Below are 20131 nucleotides of genomic sequence, written 5' to 3' on the forward strand. Positions count from 1 at the left end.
ATGTTCGAGCGTTTGCGTGAAGATATCCAGAGTGTTTTCCATCGTGATCCGGCGGCGCGTAATGCTTTCGAGGTCCTGACATGCTACCCGGGCATGCACGCCATCTGGATCCATCGTCTGTCGTCGGCGTTGTGGGGCACGGGTTGGAAATGGCTCGCGCGCCTGGTGTCGAACTTCGGTCGCTGGTTGACCGGGATCGAGATTCATCCGGGGGCCAAAGTCGGTCGTCGTTTCTTTATCGACCATGGCATGGGCATCGTTATTGGTGAGACCGCCGAGATTGGCAACGACGTCACCCTTTACCAGGGCGTGACCCTTGGCGGCACCAGTTGGAACAAGGGCAAGCGTCACCCGACTCTGGAGGATGGCGTGGTGGTCGGCGCGGGTGCCAAGGTGCTCGGCCCGTTCACGGTCGGTGCCGGGGCCAAGGTCGGTTCCAATGCAGTGGTCACCAAGGCGGTTCCGCCTGGGGCGACAGTGGTGGGGATTCCGGGGCGGATCATCGTCAAGTCCGATGATGAGCAGGATGCCAAGCGCAAGGCCATGGCCGAGAAGATCGGCTTCGATGCGTACGGCGTCGGCGAGGACATGCCGGACCCGGTGGCGCGGGCGATCGGTCAGCTGCTCGATCACTTGCAGGCGGTCGATGGTCGTCTGGAGGGGATGTGCGGCGCGCTGAAGGATCTGGGTAGCAACTATTGTGCGAAGGATCTGCCTGAGCTGCGCGAAGAAGATTTTGCCTGTGTGAAAGACAAGGATCAGAGTCAGGCCAGTTAAATCGAGCTGGCCCCTTCGCGAGCAAGCCCGCTCCCACACTTGATTTCTGTCGTGCACAAATCTGTACCCACAGACAATCCAATGTGTGGGGCTTGCTCGCGAAGAGCGATAGCGCGCAATTGCTGGCTGTTCGCGGCCAGCCTTTGCTATGATGCGCGCGCTCTTTTGCGGGTAAACCTGAGTAAAGCACTAGGTCTTATAGTTGACTTAAATACTCGGGAATTGCATACTCGCCCCATTCCGAACTCCGTGGTAATTGTCCATGCGACTGACTACAAAAGGCCGATACGCCGTGACCGCCATGCTTGACCTGGCGTTACACGCGCAGCACGGGCCGGTGTCCCTGGCCGATATCTCCGAGCGCCAAGGCATCTCCCTGTCCTACCTCGAGCAGCTATTCGCCAAATTGCGCCGTAGCAATCTGGTGTCCAGTGTTCGCGGTCCGGGCGGTGGCTACCAACTGTCCCGCGACATGCAGGGCATCCAGGTCGCCCAAGTGATCGATGCGGTCAACGAATCGGTCGATGCAACCAAATGCCAGGGCCAGGGTGATTGCCATTCCGGCGACACCTGTCTGACCCACCACTTGTGGTGCGATCTGAGCCTGCAGATTCACGAATTTCTGAGCGGTATCAGCTTGGCTGACCTTGTAACTCGCCGTGAGGTGCAAGAAGTAGCCCAGCGTCAGGACCAGCGCCGTTGCAACAGCAAGGCGCCACGCCTGGACAAGATTGAAGCGTCCGCCGTCGAATGACAGCCAAAGAGCTAGCGGCACGCCAGCCAGCCTGATTAGGAGATAGTCCATGAAATTGCCGATTTACCTTGATTACTCTGCGACCACCCCGGTTGATCCGCGTGTCGCGCAAAAGATGAGTGAATGCCTGCTGGTCGACGGAAACTTCGGTAACCCGGCGTCCCGTTCCCACGTGTTCGGCTGGAAAGCTGAAGAGTCCGTCGAGAACGCTCGCCGTCAGGTCGCTGACCTGGTTAACGCCGACCCGCGTGAAATCGTCTGGACCTCCGGTGCCACCGAATCCGACAACCTGGCAATCAAGGGTGCGGCGCATTTCTACTCCACCAAAGGCAAACACCTGATCACCACCAAGATTGAGCACAAGGCTGTCCTCGACACCATGCGCCAACTGGAGCGTGAAGGTTTCGAAGTGACTTACCTTGATCCTCGCGAAGATGGTCTGGTAACTCCGGAGATGGTCGAAGCTGCCCTGCGCGATGACACGATCCTGGTGTCGATCATGCACGTGAACAACGAAATCGGCACCATCAACGACATCGCAGCCATTGGCGAACTGACCCGCTCCAAGGGGATCCTGTTCCACGTCGACGCCGCTCAGTCCACCGGCAAGGTCGAGATCGACCTGTCGAAACTGAAAGTCGACATGATGTCGTTCTCCGCCCACAAAACCTACGGCCCTAAAGGCATCGGCGCACTGTACGTCAGCCGCAAGCCGCGTGTTCGCATCGAAGCGACCATGCATGGCGGCGGTCACGAACGTGGCATGCGTTCCGGCACCCTGGCGACTCACCAGATCGTCGGCATGGGCGAAGCGTTCCGTGTGGCCAAGGAAGACATGGCTGCCGAGAATGCACGCATCAAAGCCCTGAGCGACCGTTTCTTCAAGCAGGTCGAAGGCCTGGAAGAGCTGTACGTCAACGGCAGCATGACCGCTCGCGTGCCGCACAATCTGAACTTGAGCTTCAACTACGTTGAAGGCGAGTCGCTGATCATGGCGCTCAAGGATCTGGCGGTTTCGTCCGGTTCGGCCTGCACCTCGGCATCGCTTGAGCCTTCGTACGTCCTGCGCGCCCTGGGCCGCAACGACGAACTGGCACACAGCTCGATCCGCTTCACCTTCGGCCGTTTCACCACCGAAGAAGAAATCGACTACGCCGCGCAGAAAGTCTGCGAGGCCGTTACCAAGCTGCGCACTTTGTCGCCGCTGTGGGACATGTACAAAGATGGCGTCGACATTTCGAAAATCGAGTGGGCGGCACACTGATATTCAAGTCGCCGCAACCGGCCCTGCGAATCGACGATTTGCAGGGTTTCAAGAGCGACTCCTGATGAGTGAGGATTAAGAATCATGGCTTACAGCGAAAAGGTCATCGACCACTACGAGAACCCGCGCAACGTCGGCAAGATGGACGCGGAAGATCCTGATGTCGGCACCGGCATGGTCGGCGCACCGGCGTGCGGTGACGTGATGCGTCTGCAGATCAAGGTCAACGAGCAAGGCATCATCGAAGACGCCAAGTTCAAGACTTACGGTTGCGGTTCGGCGATCGCCTCCAGCTCCCTGGCGACCGAGTGGATGAAAGGCAAGACTCTGGATGAAGCAGAGACCATCAAGAACACTCAGCTGGCCGAAGAACTGGCCCTGCCGCCAGTGAAAATTCACTGTTCCGTACTCGCTGAAGACGCTATCAAGGCGGCCGTTCGCGACTACAAGCAGAAGAAAGGCTTGATCTGACTTTCAAGGTTTGGCGACGAGTAAGGAGTCACCGATGGCTATCAGCATGACAGAAGCGGCTGCTCAACACGTGCGACGCTCCCTCGACGGGCGCGGCAAGGGTGATGGGATTCGTCTGGGTGTTCGCACCACGGGCTGTTCCGGCCTTGCCTATGTGCTGGAGTTTGTCGATGAGGTGGGCGCGGACGATCAAGTGTTCGAAAGTCACGGCGAGAAAGTGATCATCGATCCGAAAAGCCTGGCATACCTGGACGGCACCGAGCTCGATTTCGTCAAGGAAGGGTTGAACGAAGGTTTCAAGTTCAACAATCCCAACGTACGCGGTGAATGTGGCTGCGGCGAAAGCTTCAACATCTGAGGCTGCTTGTGGGTACTCCTTGTCATTTCGCTTTATTTGAACTGAAGCCGAGCTTCCGTCTGGATCTCGATCAGTTGGCCACGCGCTATCGTGAGTTGGCGCGCGGTGTTCATCCGGACCGCTTTGCAGACGCTTCCGAGCGTGAGCAGCGGCTGGCGCTAGAGCAATCCGCAAGCCTCAACGAGGCCTACCAGACGCTCAAAAGTCCCCCCAAGCGCGCGCGTTACCTGCTCGCCCTGGGTGGTCGCGAGCTGCCGCTGGAGGTCACGGTGCATGATCCGGAGTTTCTTTTGCAGCAAATGGAGCTGCGTGAAGAGCTCGAAGACCTGCAAGACAGCGCCGACATGGCCGGTATTGCAGCATTCAAGCGCCGCCTGAAAGCAGCCCAGGATGAACTGAACGAAAGCTTCGCAGCCTGTTGGGATGATGCAGCGCAACGTGAGCGGGCCGAACGCCTGATGCGGCGCATGCAGTTCCTCGACAAGCTCACCCACGAAGTGCGCCAGTTAGAAGAGCGCCTCGACGATTAACCCAGTGCCGCTCCGGTCGCACGCCTGATATACAGATAAGTCCTGATCACGATGGCCCTACTGCAGATCGCCGAACCCGGCCAAAGTCCTCAACCGCACCAGCGTCGTCTGGCTGTGGGGATCGACTTGGGCACTACCAATTCGCTGGTCGCTGCATTGCGCAGTGGTCTTTCCGAGCCTCTGGCTGATGCGCAAGGGCGGGTTATCCTGCCGTCGGCTGTGCGCTATCACGCCGATCATGTCGAAGTCGGCGACTCGGCCAAGCTGGCCGCCGCTACCGATCCTTTGAACACTGTGCTGTCGGTCAAGCGCTTGATGGGGCGTGGTTTGTCCGACGTCAAGCAATTGGGCGATCAGCTGCCGTATCGTTTTGTCGATGGCGAGTCGCATATGCCGTTCATCGATACGGTGCAAGGCCCGAAAAGCCCGGTCGAAGTCTCCGCCGATATCCTCAAGGTGCTGCGTCAGCGTGCTGAAGCGACCTTGGGTGGCGAATTGGTCGGCGCGGTGATCACCGTTCCGGCCTATTTCGATGATGCTCAGCGTCAAGCCACCAAAGATGCGGCCAAACTGGCCGGCCTGAACGTGCTGCGCTTGCTCAATGAGCCGACCGCTGCTGCGGTGGCTTACGGTCTGGATCAACAGGCTGAAGGCCTGGTTGCCATTTATGACCTGGGCGGTGGCACCTTCGATATTTCGATTCTGCGTCTGACCGGCGGTGTATTCGAAGTGCTGGCTACCGGCGGCGACAGCGCTTTGGGTGGCGATGACTTCGATCACGCCATTGCTGGCTGGATCATCGAGAGTGCCGGTCTGTCGGCCGACCTCGATCCGGGTGCGCAACGCAATCTGTTGCAAATCGCGTGTGCAGCCAAAGAAGCCCTGACCAACTCCTCGTCCGTTGAAGTCGCGTATGGCGACTGGAAGGCCGGGCTGACCCGTGAAGCGTTCAATGCGCTGATCGAGTCGATGGTTGCTCGCAGCCTGAAAGCCTGTCGCCGCGCGGTGCGTGATTCCGGCATCGAGCTGGACGACGTGCACGCTGTGGTCATGGTCGGCGGCTCGACTCGCGTGCCCCGCGTTCGCGAAGCTGTTGCGCAAGCCTTTGGTCGCGAACCGCTGACCGAAATCGATCCGGATCAAGTGGTGGCCATTGGTGCCGCGATCCAGGCCGATACCCTGGCCGGCAACAAGCGTGACGGCGGCGAACTGCTGTTGCTCGACGTGATCCCGTTGTCCCTAGGGCTGGAAACCATGGGTGGCCTGATGGAGAAGGTGATTCCGCGCAACACCACCATCCCCGTCGCCCGGGCTCAGGACTTCACCACTTATAAAGATGGCCAGTCGGCCATGGCGATTCACGTATTGCAGGGCGAGCGTGAGTTGATCAGCGACTGCCGTTCCCTGGCGCGCTTCGAATTGCGCGGTATTCCGGCGATGGTGGCCGGTGCGGCGAAAATTCGCGTGACCTTCCAGGTCGACGCCGACGGTCTGCTCAGTGTCTCGGCCCGGGAGTTGGGTTCGGGCGTTGAGGCCAGCATCCAGGTCAAGCCGTCCTACGGCCTGACCGACGGCGAAATCGCCAAAATGCTCAAGGATTCGTTCCAGCACGCCAATGACGACAAGGTCGCCCGCGTATTGCGTGAGCAGCAGGTCGATGCCCAGCGCCTGATCGAAGCAGTGCAGGGCGCTCTCGATGTCGACGGCGAACGCCTGCTCGACGCCGAAGAGCGCATGGTCATCGAATTGCAGATGCAGGAACTGACCGAATTGATGAAAGGTACCGATGGTTACGCCATCGAGCAGCAGACCAAGCGTCTGTCGCAAGTGACCGATGCCTTTGCTGCCCGCCGCCTGGACTCGACGGTGAAAGCCGCTCTGGCGGGGCGCAATCTGAATGAAATCGAGGAATAATTGATGCCGCAGGTCATTTTTCTGCCACACGAGAAGTTTTGCCCGGAAGGCATGGTTGTGGAGGCTGAGCCAGGCATCTCCATCCTCGAATTGGCCCATGAACACCATATCGAGATGGAAAGCGCCTGTGGCGGCGTCTGTGCGTGCACCACTTGTCACTGCATCGTTCGCGAAGGTTTCGATTCGCTGGAAGAGGCTGATGAGCTGGAGGAGGACTATCTTGATAAGGCTTGGGGGCTGGAAGCTCAGTCACGCTTGGCCTGTCAGGCAAAAGTCGGGACTGAAGACCTGACCATCGAAATTCCGAAATACTCGCTCAACCATGCAGCCGAAGCGCCGCACTGATTCAAGGAGCTTTCATGAGCCTGAAATGGGTTGATGTGCTGGAAATCGCGATCCAGCTGGCTGAGTCAAAGCCGGATGTGGACCCGCGTTACGTGAACTTCGTCGATCTGCACCAATGGGTGCTGGCATTGCCGGAGTTCAGTGATGATCCAACCCGCGGTGGCGAGAAGGTGCTTGAAGCCATTCAGGCCGCCTGGATCGAAGAAGCAGACTGAGTCTGCACCGTACGCAGTTAGGCAATACCAAAGAACCCGCGTATAATTCGCGGGTTTAATTTTTCACAAATTACCGTTTCTGGAGTTACACCATGGCTGTTCAACGTACTTTCTCCATCATCAAGCCTGACGCTGTTGCAAAAAACGTTATCGGCGAGATCACCACTCGTTTCGAAAAAGCTGGCCTGCGCGTTGTAGCTTCGAAACTGAAGCAACTGTCCAAAGCTGAAGCTGAAGGCTTCTACGCTGAGCACAGCGCTCGTGGTTTCTTCAACGACCTGGTTGCTTTCATGATTTCCGGTCCGGTTGTCGTTCAGGTTCTGGAAGGCGAAAACGCTATCGCTCTGAACCGTGAGCTGATGGGCGCTACCAACCCTAAAGAAGCTGCTGCCGGCACCATCCGCGCTGACTTCGCTGATTCCATCGACGCCAACGCCGTACACGGTTCGGACTCCGAAGCCGCTGCTGCTCGCGAAATCTCGTACTTCTTCGCAGCTACTGAAGTAACCACTCGCTAAGCATTGGCTTAAGAGTGAAGGTGAATCCATGACTACATCGACTGTAAAAACCAACCTGCTGGGTCTGACCCAGCTGGAAATGGAAAAATTCTTCGACTCAATCGGGGAGAAGCGTTTCCGTGCCGGTCAGGTAATGAAATGGATTCACCACTTTGGCGTCGATGATTTCGACGCCATGACGAACGTCAGCAAGGCCTTGCGCGAAAAGCTCAAGGTTGTTGCTGAAATTCGTGGTCCGGAAGTGGTCAGCGAGGACATCTCCAGCGACGGCACCCGTAAATGGGTGGTGCGCGTGGCGTCCGGCAGCTGCGTCGAGACCGTTTACATTCCCCAGGGCAAACGCGGCACCTTGTGCGTTTCGTCCCAGGCAGGCTGTGCCCTGGATTGCAGTTTCTGCTCCACCGGCAAGCAAGGTTTCAATAGCAACCTCACTGCCGCCGAAGTCATCGGCCAGGTGTGGATTGCCAACAAATCCTTTGGCAGCGTCCCGGCAACCGTCGACCGTGCCATCACCAACGTGGTGATGATGGGCATGGGTGAGCCGCTGCTGAACTTCGACAACGTCGTGGCCGCCATGCATCTGATGATGGATGACCTGGGCTATGGCATCTCCAAGCGCCGCGTAACCTTGTCTACTTCGGGTGTGGTGCCGATGATCGATGAGCTGTCCAAGCACATCGACGTCTCCTTGGCGTTGTCCCTGCACGCGCCGAATGACGCATTGCGTAACCAATTGGTGCCGATCAACAAGAAGTATCCGCTTAAGATGCTTCTGGAGTCGTGCCAGCGCTACATGTCGTCCCTGGGCGAAAAGCGCGTATTGACCATTGAGTACACCTTGCTCAAGGACATCAACGACAAGGTCGAACACGCGGTCGAAATGATCGAGTTGCTCAAGAACATTCCGTGCAAGATCAACCTGATTCCGTTCAACCCGTTCCCGCACTCCGGTTACGAGCGTCCGAGCAACAACGCGATTCGCCGTTTCCAGGATCAGCTTCACCATGCAGGCTTCAACGTCACTGTTCGCACCACCCGCGGTGAAGACATCGATGCCGCGTGTGGCCAATTGGTAGGGCAGGTGCTGGATCGCACCCGTCGCAGCGAACGTTATATCGCCGTGCGTGAGTTGAGCGCCGAGAACGATATGCCGCAAAACGCTGTGAACAATAATTAAGAGAGGATCTCTATGTCCCTGCGCTTCGCGCTGCTTGTGCTGTTGGCCAGCCTTTGTGCTGGTTGTGTCCTGTCGGGCGATTTCAACCCGATGAAGACCAGCAAGGGCCGTGATGAAGCGCGTGCCGCCTACGTGCAGCTGGGATTGGGGTATTTGCAGCAGGGCATGACCGAGCGCGCCAAAGTCCCGTTGAAGAAGGCTCTGGAGCTGGATGACTCGGATCCTGACGCCAACGCGGCCCTGGGATTGGTGTTCCAGGCCGAGATGGAGCCGGAACTGGCCGATCAGCATTTTCGCAAGGCGCTGTCTTCCCGTCCCGCCGATGCGCGAATCCTGAATAACTACGGCAGCTTTCTGTTCGAAGAGAAACGTTACAAAGAGGCGTACGAACGCTTCGAACAGGCCGCCGCCGATACCCTGTATCCTGAGCGTTCACGGGTTTTCGAAAACCTGGGCATGACCGCATCAAAGCTTGGCCAGCGGGACCTGGCTCGCCAGCAACTGGAAAAAGCCCTGCGTTTGAATCGCCAGCAGCCACGTGCATTGTTGGAAATGGCTGAGTTGTCTTACGAAGACAGGCATTATGTGCCCGCGCGTGACTATTACGACCGTTTTAGCCTGCTCACCGAGCAAAATGCACGTAGTCTATTGCTCGGCGTTCGGCTGGCAAAAGTGTTCGAAGATCGTGACAAGGCCGCCAGTTTTGGCCTGCAATTAAAACGACTCTATCCCGGTACGCCGGAATATCAGCAATACCTGTCGGAGCAATGATGAAAGCGGCGCATCCCGAAGTTGTAGCAGCGAATCGCGTTAACCCCGGTGAGACCTTGCGCCAGGCCCGCGAAAGCAATGGCTGGTCGCTGGCCGAAGTGGCCCTCAAGCTCAACCTCACCGTCAATTCCCTGAGCAATCTGGAAGCCGGCGCTTTCGACAAGCTGCCTGGGCACACCTTTGCTCGTGGCTATATTCGCGCGTACGCCAAATTGCTGGGCATGGACCAGACCGTTCTGGTCCAACAGTTCGATCAATCCACCGGCACCGACTCCCAGGGCAGCAACGTCCACAGCCTGGGACGTATCGAAGAACCGGTTCGGGTTTCCCACACCATTTTGCGAGTTGTCAGCCTGCTGTTGCTGATCGCGGTGATTGGCGGTGGTTTCGTCTGGTGGCAGGATCAAACCTCATTGCGTACCAAGGACCTGGTCAGCCTGGCTCCGGAACACGTTGAAGTCGAAGGCGCCGACGGCACCACTCAGATCCATCCGCTGGACGAGCCGGAAGATCAGGCCGTCGCGCAAGGTGAGGCTGAAGGTGAAACGCCTCTAGCATTGCCGCAGGCCGAGACATCGGCAGAGGAACCAGCCAGCGCCGTAGCGAGCGCACCGGCTCCAACTCCAGCTCCAACTCCAGCTCCGGCAGCCCCGGTAGCAACACCTGCGGCTCCGGCCCACAACACTGCTCCGGTTGTCGCGACACCAGCAGCGCCAGCCCCGGCTGTTCCTGCTGTTCCTGCTGTTCCTGCTGTTCCTGCTGTACCGGCAGCGGTTGCGACTGCTCCGGTTGCGCCGACCGTTCCAGCTTCTGCTCCAGCAGCTCCGGTAGCGGGTCAAGGCCAGGTTCAACTGCAATTCACCGCCGATTGCTGGACGCAAGTGACCGACGGCACCGGCAAGGTGTTGTTGAGTGGTCTCAAGCGTAAAGGCGAAAATGTTTCCGTCAGCGGCAAACCGCCCTTTGCCGTGCGTCTGGGCTTCGCCCGTGGCGCGCAGGTCAGCTACAACGGACAGGTGGTTGATGTCGCTCCGTTCACCAGTGGCGAGACTGCTCGCCTGAAGTTGGGTCAATAAGTCATGCACGGCGAATCTCCAATCAAACGTCGCGAATCCCGCAAGATCTGGGTGGGTAACGTGCCCGTGGGCGGCGATGCGCCTATCGCTGTGCAGAGCATGACCAACAGCGACACCAATGACGTGGCCGCCACCGTGGCCCAGATCAATCGTCTGGAAGCCGCTGGCGTCGATATCGTGCGCATTTCCGTGCCGGACATGGACGCCGCCGAAGCCTTCGGCAAGATCAAGCAACTGGTCAAGGTGCCGTTGGTGGCCGACATCCACTTCGACTACAAGATCGCGCTGCGTGTGGCCGAACTGGGTGTCGATTGCCTGCGGATCAACCCGGGCAACATCGGTCGTGAAGACCGCGTGCGTGCGGTGGTCGATGCCGCCCGTGATCGCGGGATTCCGATCCGCATCGGCGTAAACGCCGGTTCCCTGGAAAAAGACCTGCAAAAGAAATACGGCGAGCCGACCCCCGCTGCGCTGGTCGAGTCCGCCCTGCGTCACGTCGAACACCTTGAGCGTCTGAACTTCCAGGACTTCAAGGTCAGCGTGAAAGCCTCCGACGTGTTCATGGCCGTCGCCGCTTACCGCTTGCTGGCCAAAGAAATCGTCCAGCCGTTGCACCTGGGTATCACCGAAGCCGGTGGTTTGCGTTCAGGTACAGTGAAATCCGCCGTGGGCCTCGGTATGCTGCTCGCCGAAGGGATTGGCGATACTATTCGCATCTCGTTGGCGGCCGACCCGGTCGAGGAAGTGAAAGTCGGCTACGACATTCTCAAATCCCTGCACCTGCGTTCCCGTGGCATCAACTTCATCGCCTGCCCGAGCTGCTCGCGGCAGAACTTCGATGTGGTCAAAACCATGAATGAGCTGGAAGGGCGTCTCGAAGACCTGCTGGTGCCGCTGGATGTTGCGGTGATCGGTTGCGTGGTCAACGGGCCGGGCGAAGCCAAGGAAGCCCATATCGGCTTGACTGGCGGCACGCCAAACCTGATTTACATCGACGGCAAGCCGTCGCAGAAACTGACGAATGACAATCTGGTGGATGAGCTCGAACGCTTGATCCGCCAGAAAGCGGCCGAAAAGGTCGAAGCTGACGCAGCTGTAATCGCTCGCGGCTGACTCTGACTAAAGAGCCGAATGAATTTAAGGATTTAAAGTGAGCAAGTCTCTGCAAGCCATTCGTGGCATGAACGACATCCTGCCCGAACAGACTCCCCTTTGGCGTCATTTCGAGGGCACCGTCTCGCGTCTGCTGGATAACTACGGTTACAAGCAGATTCGCATGCCGATCGTCGAGTTCACCGAGCTGTTCAAACGCTCCATCGGTGAAGTGACCGACATCGTCGAAAAAGAGATGTACACCTTCGACGACCGCAACGGCGATTCCCTGACCCTGCGCCCAGAAGGTACGGCGGCGTGCGTGCGTGCGGTACTCGAGCACGGCATCACCGGCGGCGGTCAGGTGCAGAAACTCTGGTACATCGGCCCGATGTTCCGTCACGAACGTCCGCAGAAAGGTCGTTATCGCCAGTTCCACCAGATCGGCTGCGAAGTCTTCAACCTTGACGGTCCGGACATCGACGCCGAGCTGATCGTGCTGACCTGGCGCCTGTGGGGCGAGCTGGGTATCCGCGATGCGGTCAAGCTCGAGCTCAACAGCCTGGGCACTGCCGAATCTCGCGCTCGTTATCGCGAAGCGCTGGTCGAATACCTGTCCGCTCGCCTGGATCAACTGGACGAAGACAGCCAGCGCCGACTGAAGACCAACCCGCTGCGGGTTCTGGACACCAAGAACGCCGACACTCAAGCGGCGCTGGTCGACGCGCCGAAAATGGCCGACTACCTCGACGAAGAGTCTCGCGTTCACTTCGAGGGCCTCAAGGCTCGTCTGGACGCCGCGGGCATTCCTTATGTGATCAACCCGAAGCTGGTTCGCGGGCTGGATTACTACAGCAAGACCGTTTTCGAATGGGTCACCGACAAGTTGGGCGCCCAGGGCACCGTGTGTGCCGGTGGTCGTTACGATGGTCTGGTGGAGCAGATGGGCGGCAAGCCGACCACGGGCGTCGGCTTCGCCATGGGCATCGAGCGTCTGGTGCTGCTGCTTGAAACCCTGGAGCAGATCCCCGAAGAGATCTCCCGTCAGGTCGATGTCTACCTCTGCGCCTTCGGTGAAGCCGCCGAGCTGGCCGGTCTGGCCCTGAGCGAGCGTGTTCGTGATCAATTGCCCAACCTGCGCCTGCAGGTCAATGCCGGCGCCGGCAGCTTCAAAAGCCAGTTCAAGAAAGCTGACAAGAGCGGCGCGCTGTACGCGCTGATCCTCGGTGACGACGAAATGGCCCAGCAAGTGGTAGGTTTCAAACCCCTGCGTGGCCAGGGCGAACAACAAAGCATTGCCTGGGATGCGCTTGCTGCACACCTGGCCACCTGCGTCGTGCAGGGTTGAAGCTGTCAAACAGCCGATTTAGCGATTAAGGAGTATTGGGGTGTCGAGTACCGAAGACGAACATCTGGCGGAGTTGAAGGACTGGTGGACACGCAACGGCAAGCCCCTGGTCACTGGCGGCCTGTTGGCGCTGGTCATCGTGTTCGGCTGGCAGGCCTTTCAGAAGTATCAGAGCAATCAGTCGCAAGGCGCCTCGATTCTCTATCAGCAATTGCTCGAAACCACGCTGACGCCTGACGGCAAGCCTGATGCTGCACGTGTTTCGGAACTGGCCGGCAAGCTCAATAGCGAATTCGGCGGCACCGCATACGCGCAATATGGCAGCCTGTTCGTGGCGAAAGTCGCGGTCGACAGCGGCAAGCTGGACGACGCAGCCAGCGAGCTGAAAGCCATTGTCGCCAAACCGGCCAACCCGGCGTTGGGCGAAATCGCCCGTCAGCGCCTGGCGCAGGTGCTGGCCGCGCAGAACAAGGTCGATGAAGCCCTGAAACTGCTCGAAGGCGATGCCGACAAGGCCTTCCTGGCCACTCGCGAAGAGCTCAAAGGCGACCTGCTGGTGCAGTTGGGTCGTACCGACGAAGCGAACGCGGCGTATCAAAAAGCCAAGGCGGCACTGTCGGATGAAGCGGCGGTCGGTGGCCTACAAATCAAGCTGGACGACCTGGCCAAAGGGGATGCGTGACGTGATCCGTTGGAAACATGCAGCATTGCTGGCTCTGGCCATTCTGGCCGCGGGTTGCAGCAGCAACAGCAAAAAAGAACTGCCACCGGCCGAGCTGACCGACTTCAAAGAAGAAGTGGTTCTGCAAAAGCAGTGGAGTCGTTCGATCGGTGACGGTCAGGGCGAAACCTACAACATGCTGGTTCCGGCGATCGATGGCGATACCATCTATGCCGCCGACGTCACCGGTGTGGTGATGGCGATGGATCGCAGCAATGGCGACGTCAAATGGAAGAAAGATCTCGAACTGCCTGTCTCCGGCGCCGTTGGCGTGGGTTATGGCCTGGTCATGATCGGCACGATCAAGGGTGAAATCGTTGCCCTGGACGCCAGTAGCGGTGAAGAGAAATGGCGCGCTCGCGTGACCAGCGAAGTTCTCGCGCCGCCGGCCACCAACGGTGATGTTGTTGTGGTTCAGACCCAGGATGACCGTCTGATCGGCCTGGACGCCGCTACCGGCAACCAGCGCTGGTTGTATGACAGCACGCCAGCGGTCCTGACCCTGCGCGGCACCAGCGCACCGATCGTCACCAACCGCCTCGCGGTGGCTGGTCTGTCGACCGGTAAAGTAGTTGCTCTGGATGTGTCCAACGGCGTGCCGGTGTGGGAACAGCGCGTAGCGATTCCACAAGGTCGTTCGGAATTGGAGCGTGTGGTCGATATCGACGGTGGCTTGCTGCTGTCCGGCGGTACGCTGTATGTCGCCAGCTACCAGGGTCGCGTTGCGGCACTGGACCTGGAAAGCGGTCGTCAGCTCTGGCAGCGTGATGCGTCCAGCTATGCCGGCGTCGCTCAGGGTTTTGGCAGCGTCTACGTGAGCCTGTCTTCGGGCACTGTTGAAGGCGTCGACGAACGTTCCACCACTGCGTTGTGGAGCAACGATTCGCTGGCCCGCCGTCAACTGTCGGCTCCGGAAGTGTTCTCCAGCTACGTTGCAGTCGGTGACCTGGAAGGTTACCTGCACCTGCTGAGTCAGGTGGACGGTCGTTTCGTCGGCCGCGAGCGCATCGACAGCGATGGCCTGCGTGCCCGTCCGCTGGTGATGGGTGACACGATTTATGTGTATGGCAACAGCGGCAAACTGGAAGCCCTGACCATCAAGTAAAGACTATGCTTGGGGTTTAACCCCCAAGCGGCCTTGTTCTGCAAGGCTCGCAGCGCTTCCAAGCGCTGCCCCGAGCACCAGCCGCTGCCTCGCAGCGGCTTTTGTATTTTCTGAAATAACGAAGTGGAGAGCCGCATGGTTCCCGTAATCGCCCTGGTGGGCCGACCGAACGTCGGCAAGTCCACCTTGTTCAACCGCCTGACCAGGACTCGCGACGCCATCGTCGGCGACTTGTCCGGTCTGACCCGTGATCGCCAATACGGTGAGGCCAAGTGGCAAGGGCGTTCCTACATTCTGGTCGACACCGGCGGTATCTCCGGTGACGAGCACGGTATGGACGAAAAAATGGCCGAGCAGTCGCTGCTGGCCATTGAAGAAGCGGATGTCGTTCTGTTCCTGGTAGATGCCAAGGCCGGTTTCACCGCGGCCGACCAGATGATCGCCGAGCACTTGCGCAAGCGTAACAAGCGTTCCTATGTGGTCGCCAACAAGGTCGACAACATCGACCCTGAAATGGCCCGCGCCGAATTCGCCCCGCTGGGCATGGGCCACGCGATCCCGATCGCCGGTGCCCACGGTCGTGGTATCACCCAGATGCTGGAAATCGCCCTGAGCGACTTCCCGAAAGACGACGAAGAACCGGAAGAAGGCGAAGAAGAAATCGTTGCCGAAGGTGAGGAAGCCAAGCGCATTCCTGGCCCAAGCGAAAAAGACGGTATCAAGATCGCCATCATCGGTCGTCCGAACGTCGGCAAGTCGACCCTGGTCAACCGCATGCTCGGTGAAGACCGGGTCATCGTGTATGACCAGCCTGGCACCACCCGCGACAGTATCTATATCCCGTTCGAGCGTAACGACGAGAAGTACACGCTGATCGACACCGCCGGTGTGCGCAAGCGCGGCAAGATCCACGAAGAAGTCGAAAAGTTCTCCGTGGTCAAAACCCTGCAAGCGATCAAAGACGCCAACGTGGTGATCTTCGTGATGGACGCCCGCGAAGGCGTGGTGGATCACGACCTCAACCTGCTGGGTTTTGCCCTTGAAGCCGGTCGTGCGCTGGTTATCGCGATCAACAAGTGGGATGGCATGACGCCGAGCGAGCGCGACTTCGTGAAAGTCGAGCTGCAACGTCGACTGTTCTTCGTCGACTTCGCCGATATCCACTTCATCTCGGCCCTGCACGGCACTGGCGTGGGCAACCTCTACGCTTCCGTACAGAACTCGTTCAAGTCCGCGGTCACCCGCTGGCCGACCAACCGCCTGACCCAGATTCTGGAAGATGCGGTCGGTGAGCACGCGCCACCGATGGTCAACAACCGCCGGATCAAGCTGCGTTACGCCCACTTGGGTGGCGCGAACCCGCCGATCATCGTGATTCACGGTAACCAGATTGAGAAGGTGCCGAAGTCTTACGTCCGTTACCTGGAAAACACTTACCGCCGTGTGCTGAAGCTGGTCGGTACGCCGATTCGCATCGAGTTCAAGGGCGGCGAGAACCCGTACGAAGGCAACAAGAACTCGCTGACGGACCGCCAGGTCAACAAGAAGCGTCGTTTGATGAGTCACCACAAGAAAGCCGACAAGAAGCGCCGCGATAAGCGTTGATTCACGACTTGCCCACGCCGCTGGCGTGGGCGCATTCGTGGCGAGGGGGCTTGCCCCCGTTCGGCTGCGAAGCAGTCGTAAACCCCGCACAGCGGTTTATCTGACAGACCGCAGTGCAGGGTTTTGGGGCGGCTATGCCACCCAACGGAGGCAAGCTCCCTCGTCACAGGTTATACGGTGAATGTATTAGAAGAAGGGCGCCGGTTGGCGCCCTTTTTTTATGGGCGCCGGATGGGCTATCCTCGAACTCCCCCGTGCCGCCGTAGAGCCGGGTGTAGAGCAGGGAATCACCGATGATCACCAGTAAGCTGCCGAATGTCGGCATCACTATCTTCACGCAGATGTCTCAGCTCGCGGCGCAAACCGGGGCGATCAATCTGTCCCAGGGGTTTCCCGATTTCGACGGCCCGCAGGCTCTGCGCGATGCGGTGGGGCGGCATATCGCCAGTGGCCACAACCAGTACTCGCCGATGACCGGCCTGCCCGCGTTGCGTCAGCAGATTGCGGCGAAGATCGCTCGCAGCTACGGCGCCCATGTCGATGCCGACAGCGAAGTGACGGTCACCCCTGGCGCGACCCAGGCGATCTTCTGCGCCATTCAGGCGGTGATCCACAGCGGCGATGAAGTGATCGTTTTCGATCCGTGCTACGACAGCTACGAGCCCTCGGTTGAGCTGGCCGGTGGTCGCTGTGTGCATGTGCAACTCGGCCTGAACGACTTCGCCATCGACTTCCAGAAGCTCGCCGAAGCCCTGAGCCCACGCACGCGGATGATTATCCTCAATACCCCACACAACCCAAGCGGTGCGCTGATCAGCCGTGCCGAACTGGATCAGTTGGCGGCGTTGATCCGCGACCGCGACATCTATGTGATCAGCGACGAGGTCTATGAACACCTGGTGTTCGACGGCGTGCCTCACGCCAGCGTATTGGCCCATGAAGAGCTGTATCAGCGCGCTTTCGTGGTCAGTTCGTTCGGCAAGACGTACCACGTCACCGGTTGGAAAACCGGTTATGTCGTGGCGCCGCCAGCCCTTACCGCGGAACTGCGCAAGGTGCACCAGTACGTCAGTTTCTGTGGCGTGACGCCGTTGCAGTATGCGTTGGCCGATTACATGGCCGAGCACCCGGAACACGTCGAAGAGTTACCGGGCTTCTATCAGGCCAAGCGCGATCTGTTCTGCGATCTGCTGACGCCGTCGCGTTTCAGTTTCACTCGCGTGGCCGGTACTTACTTCCAATTGGTCGATTATTCGCAGATCCGCCCTGACCTCAATGACGTCGAGATGGCGCTGTGGATGACCCGCGAACATGGCGTGGCGAGCATCCCGATCTCGGTGTTCTACCAGACTCCACCCGAAGGTCAGCGCCTGGTGCGTCTGTGCTTTGCCAAACGCGAGGAGACCCTGCGCGAAGCAGCGGCAAAGCTATGCGTGATCTGAGTAATCTGCCCAATCTGAATATCGCGCTGATCCAGACCACCTTGGCCTGGCATGATCGTCAGGCCAATCTGGAGCATTTCGAGCCATTGCTGGAACAGGCGCGCGGCGCTGATCTGATTATCCTGCCGGAGATGTTCACCACCGGTTTCTCCATGGAGTCGGAAACCCTCGCCGAGCCGGAAAATGGCCCCACCAGTAAATGGTTGCGGGCTCAGGCCGCGAAACTGGACGCGGTGGTGACCGGCAGCATCATCGTCCAGGCGGTTGACGGCAGCCATCGCAACCGTTTGTTGTGGGCGCGGCCGGACGGGGAGGTGTGGCATTACGACAAGCGTCACCTGTTCCGCATGGCGGGCGAGAACAACCACTACACCCCGGGCGAGCGTCAGGTGCAGTTCGAATTGAAGGGCTGGCGAGTGCGGCCGCTGATTTGCTACGACCTGCGCTTCCCGGTCTGGAGCCGCGATCCGCAAGACACTGACTTGTTGCTGTACACCGCCAATTGGCCGGGTGCACGGCGTCAGCACTGGAACCGTTTGCTGCCCGCTCGGGGGATCGAAAACCTCTGCTATGTGGCGGCGGTAAATCGCATCGGTACCGATGGCAAAGGTTTTGCGTATACCGGTGACAGTCAGGTCCTGGATTTTCAGGGGGAGACGCTACTCAGTGCGGGCGAAGCGGATGGCGTGTTTCAGGTCGTTCTGAGTGCTGCGGATCTGGCGGCTTATCGCACGCGATTCCCGGCGAACCTGGATGCGGATACCTTCGAGTTCACGTAACCGATCGTTCCCACGCTCTGCGTGGGAATGCAGCCCGTGACGCTCCGCGTCACTGGACGCGGAGCGTCCCTTGAGGCATTCCCACGCGGAGCGTAGGAACGATCAACAAAAAGGCCCCGAGGTTCACACCCCGGGGCCTTTTGCATTGCAGCGCAGGGCTCTTTACGCCGCTTTTGCTTCCGGCTGGCTCAGGGAGCGGTTCAGCGCGCTGAACAGGGCCTTGAAGCTGGCGGTGGTGAAGTTCTCATCGATGCCCACACCGTGCACCGCACGCTCACCGTTCACGCGCAGTTCAATGTAGGCCGCAGCCTTGGCATTGGTGCCCGCGCCGATGGCGTGTTCGTTGTAGTCCATGATTTCCACCGGGATCGGCAGACCGGCCACCAGTGCTTCCAGAGCACCGTTGCCCTTGCCACGCCAGTGCAGGTTGGTTTCGCCCTGGCCTTTGCTGGAAACTTCGACTTCCACGGCGCTGTGACCGTTTTCTTCCTGCAAGCGATGGCTGACCAGCGCGTACGGGGTGTTGGCCTGCAAGTACTCGCTGTGCAGCAGCGCGTGGATCTGCTGGGCTGTCATCTCCAGGCCCAGGCGATCGGTTTCACGCTGCACGACCTGGCTGAACTCGATCTGCATGCGGCGCGGCAAGCTGATGCCGTATTCCTGTTCCAGCAGGTAAGCGATACCGCCCTTGCCCGACTGGCTGTTGACGCGAATCACTGCCTCGTAGCTGCGGCCGATGTCGGCCGGGTCGATCGGCAGGTACGGCACTTCCCACAGGGCGTCCGGTTGCTGCTGGGCGAAGCCCTTGCGGATCGCATCCTGGTGGGAGCCGGAGAACGCGGTGTGAACCAGGTCGCCGACGTACGGGTGACGTGGATGCACCGCAATCTGGTTGCACTCTTCGACGACTTTGCGCACGCCGTCGATGTCGGAGAAGTCCAGCTCAGGGTCGACGCCCTGGGTGTAGAGGTTCAATGCCACGGTGACCAGATCGACGTTACCTGTACGCTCGCCGTTGCCGAACAGGCAGCCTTCGACACGGTCGGCGCCGGCCATCAGGCCCAGTTCGGTGGCGGCCACGCCAGTGCCACGGTCGTTGTGGGTGTGCAGGCTGATGATCACGCTGTCACGGCGGTTGATGTGACGGCCGAACCATTCGATCTGGTCGGCATAGATGTTCGGGGTGGCGCATTCGACGGTGGCAGGCAGGTTGAGGATCACCTTGTGCTCAGGTGTCGGGTTCCACACGTCGATCACCGCGTCGCAGACTTCCTTGGCGAACTCCAGCTCGGTGGCGCTGAAGGTTTCTGGCGAGTACTCGAAGGTCCACTCGGTGTTTGGCTGCTGGGCGGCATATTTGACGAACAGCTTGGCGGCGTTCACGGCGATGGCCTTGACCCCTTCCTTGTCCTGGTTGAAGACAATGCGGCGGAAAGAGGGGGAGGTCGCGTTGTACAGGTGAACGATGGCTTTCTTCGCCCCGCGCAGGGATTCGAAGGTGCGCTCGATCAAATCTTCACGGCCCTGGGTCAGCACCTGAATGGTGGTGTCGTCCGGGATGTGGCCGTCTTCGATCAGGGTACGCACGAAGTCGAAGTCGGTTTGCGAAGCGGCCGGGAACGAGGCTTCGATTTCTTTCACGCCGACCTGCACCAGGGTTTTCCAGAAACGCAGCTTCTTGACCGCGTCCATTGGCTCGATCAGCGACTGGTTGCCGTCACGAAGGTCCGAGCTGCACCAGATCGGCGCGACGTCGATGGTCTTCGATGGCCAGGTGCGGTCCGGCAGGTTGATGGTCGGGAACGCGCGGTATTTCGAAGACGGGTCTTTGAGCATGCTCATCGGAAAATCCTTATTGTGTGGGCCGAA

Annotated in this window: 21 protein-coding genes; 20 read left to right on the top strand and 1 reads right to left on the bottom strand. The window is 59.4% G+C overall.

All coding sequences use genetic code 11. The features are described 5' to 3' along the window. From cysE to AACY49_RS11715, 20 genes are all read left to right on the top strand, one after another. Positions 1 to 777, top strand: a complete 777-nt coding sequence (cysE, locus tag AACY49_RS11620) for a serine O-acetyltransferase (RefSeq protein ID WP_339523824.1) — start codon at positions 1 to 3, stop codon at positions 775 to 777. A gap of 262 nt (positions 778 to 1039) precedes the next feature. Beyond that, positions 1040 to 1531 (top strand): Fe-S cluster assembly transcriptional regulator IscR, encoded by a 492-nt coding sequence (gene iscR, locus AACY49_RS11625; RefSeq protein ID WP_003227911.1) that lies wholly within the window; start codon positions 1040 to 1042, stop codon positions 1529 to 1531. A 49-nt stretch (positions 1532 to 1580) separates the two neighbouring features. Then, positions 1581 to 2795, top strand: a complete 1215-nt coding sequence (locus AACY49_RS11630) for an IscS subfamily cysteine desulfurase (protein WP_258697415.1) — start codon at positions 1581 to 1583, stop codon at positions 2793 to 2795. Between the two features lie 84 nt (positions 2796 to 2879). After that, the gene (gene iscU, locus AACY49_RS11635) at positions 2880 to 3266 is read left to right on the top strand and encodes a Fe-S cluster assembly scaffold IscU (protein WP_003443374.1); all 387 of its coding nucleotides are present in this window, start codon (positions 2880 to 2882) and stop codon (positions 3264 to 3266) included. A gap of 34 nt (positions 3267 to 3300) precedes the next feature. Then, entirely contained in the window at positions 3301 to 3624 is a 324-nt protein-coding gene (iscA, locus tag AACY49_RS11640; RefSeq protein WP_123425091.1) for an iron-sulfur cluster assembly protein IscA, read from the top strand. Between the two features lie 8 nt (positions 3625 to 3632). Beyond that, the gene (gene hscB, locus AACY49_RS11645; protein WP_258700789.1) at positions 3633 to 4154 is read left to right on the top strand and encodes a co-chaperone HscB; all 522 of its coding nucleotides are present in this window, start codon (positions 3633 to 3635) and stop codon (positions 4152 to 4154) included. A 51-nt stretch (positions 4155 to 4205) separates the two neighbouring features. Continuing rightward, complete coding sequence (gene hscA / locus AACY49_RS11650) at positions 4206 to 6068, top strand: Fe-S protein assembly chaperone HscA (protein WP_339523832.1); 1863 nt, start codon at positions 4206 to 4208, stop codon at positions 6066 to 6068. 3 nt (positions 6069 to 6071) lie between these two features. Further along, positions 6072 to 6413 carry an ISC system 2Fe-2S type ferredoxin gene (gene fdx, locus AACY49_RS11655; RefSeq protein ID WP_008070976.1) on the top strand — a complete coding sequence of 114 codons (342 nt, stop codon included), beginning with the start codon at positions 6072 to 6074 and terminating at the stop codon, positions 6411 to 6413. A 14-nt stretch (positions 6414 to 6427) separates the two neighbouring features. Then, entirely contained in the window at positions 6428 to 6628 is a 201-nt protein-coding gene (gene iscX / locus AACY49_RS11660; protein WP_007941386.1) for a Fe-S cluster assembly protein IscX, read from the top strand. Positions 6629 to 6720: 92 nt separating this feature from the next. Then, positions 6721 to 7146 carry a nucleoside-diphosphate kinase gene (gene ndk / locus AACY49_RS11665; RefSeq protein WP_007903599.1) on the top strand — a complete coding sequence of 142 codons (426 nt, stop codon included), beginning with the start codon at positions 6721 to 6723 and terminating at the stop codon, positions 7144 to 7146. 28 nt (positions 7147 to 7174) lie between these two features. Continuing rightward, a complete protein-coding gene (gene rlmN, locus AACY49_RS11670; RefSeq protein ID WP_258697412.1) occupies positions 7175 to 8323 on the top strand; it encodes a 23S rRNA (adenine(2503)-C(2))-methyltransferase RlmN in 1149 nt (382 codons plus the stop codon). Positions 8324 to 8335: 12 nt separating this feature from the next. Continuing rightward, on the top strand, positions 8336 to 9094 hold the full coding sequence (gene pilW, locus AACY49_RS11675; protein ID WP_258697411.1) for a type IV pilus biogenesis/stability protein PilW: 759 nt from the start codon (positions 8336 to 8338) through the stop codon (positions 9092 to 9094). Beyond that, entirely contained in the window at positions 9094 to 10170 is a 1077-nt protein-coding gene (locus tag AACY49_RS11680) for a RodZ domain-containing protein (RefSeq protein WP_339523839.1), read from the top strand. The genes pilW and AACY49_RS11680 overlap by 1 nt, the downstream gene beginning before the upstream one ends. A 3-nt stretch (positions 10171 to 10173) precedes the next feature. Then, entirely contained in the window at positions 10174 to 11283 is a 1110-nt protein-coding gene (gene ispG / locus AACY49_RS11685; RefSeq protein ID WP_010457850.1) for a flavodoxin-dependent (E)-4-hydroxy-3-methylbut-2-enyl-diphosphate synthase, read from the top strand. Positions 11284 to 11320: 37 nt separating this feature from the next. Beyond that, a complete protein-coding gene (gene hisS, locus AACY49_RS11690) occupies positions 11321 to 12610 on the top strand; it encodes a histidine--tRNA ligase (RefSeq protein WP_258697409.1) in 1290 nt (429 codons plus the stop codon). A 40-nt stretch (positions 12611 to 12650) separates the two neighbouring features. Then, positions 12651 to 13292, top strand: coding sequence for a tetratricopeptide repeat protein (locus AACY49_RS11695; RefSeq protein WP_258697408.1), 642 nt, complete (start codon positions 12651 to 12653; stop codon positions 13290 to 13292). Further along, positions 13285 to 14436 (top strand): outer membrane protein assembly factor BamB, encoded by a 1152-nt coding sequence (gene bamB, locus AACY49_RS11700; protein ID WP_320392115.1) that lies wholly within the window; start codon positions 13285 to 13287, stop codon positions 14434 to 14436. Before AACY49_RS11695 ends, bamB begins: the two co-directional genes overlap by 8 nt. A 135-nt stretch (positions 14437 to 14571) precedes the next feature. Beyond that, positions 14572 to 16041 carry a ribosome biogenesis GTPase Der gene (gene der / locus AACY49_RS11705; RefSeq protein WP_258697406.1) on the top strand — a complete coding sequence of 490 codons (1470 nt, stop codon included), beginning with the start codon at positions 14572 to 14574 and terminating at the stop codon, positions 16039 to 16041. Between the two features lie 293 nt (positions 16042 to 16334). Continuing rightward, positions 16335 to 17483: a pyridoxal phosphate-dependent aminotransferase gene (locus AACY49_RS11710; RefSeq protein WP_320392114.1), complete on the top strand. Its 1149-nt coding sequence runs from the start codon at positions 16335 to 16337 to the stop codon at positions 17481 to 17483. Next, the gene (locus AACY49_RS11715; protein WP_339523843.1) at positions 17471 to 18262 is read left to right on the top strand and encodes an amidohydrolase; all 792 of its coding nucleotides are present in this window, start codon (positions 17471 to 17473) and stop codon (positions 18260 to 18262) included. Before AACY49_RS11710 ends, AACY49_RS11715 begins: the two co-directional genes overlap by 13 nt. Before the next feature lie 162 nt (positions 18263 to 18424). Here AACY49_RS11715 and leuA read toward each other — a convergent pair whose 3' ends face one another. Beyond that, positions 18425 to 20104: a 2-isopropylmalate synthase gene (leuA, locus tag AACY49_RS11720; protein WP_258697403.1), complete on the bottom strand. Its 1680-nt coding sequence runs from the start codon at positions 20102 to 20104 to the stop codon at positions 18425 to 18427. Positions 20105 to 20131 lie beyond the last annotated feature (27 nt).

It is taken from the genome of Pseudomonas sp. EL_65y_Pfl2_R96 (assembly GCF_963970905.1).
GTDB lineage: Bacteria > Pseudomonadota > Gammaproteobacteria > Pseudomonadales > Pseudomonadaceae > Aquipseudomonas.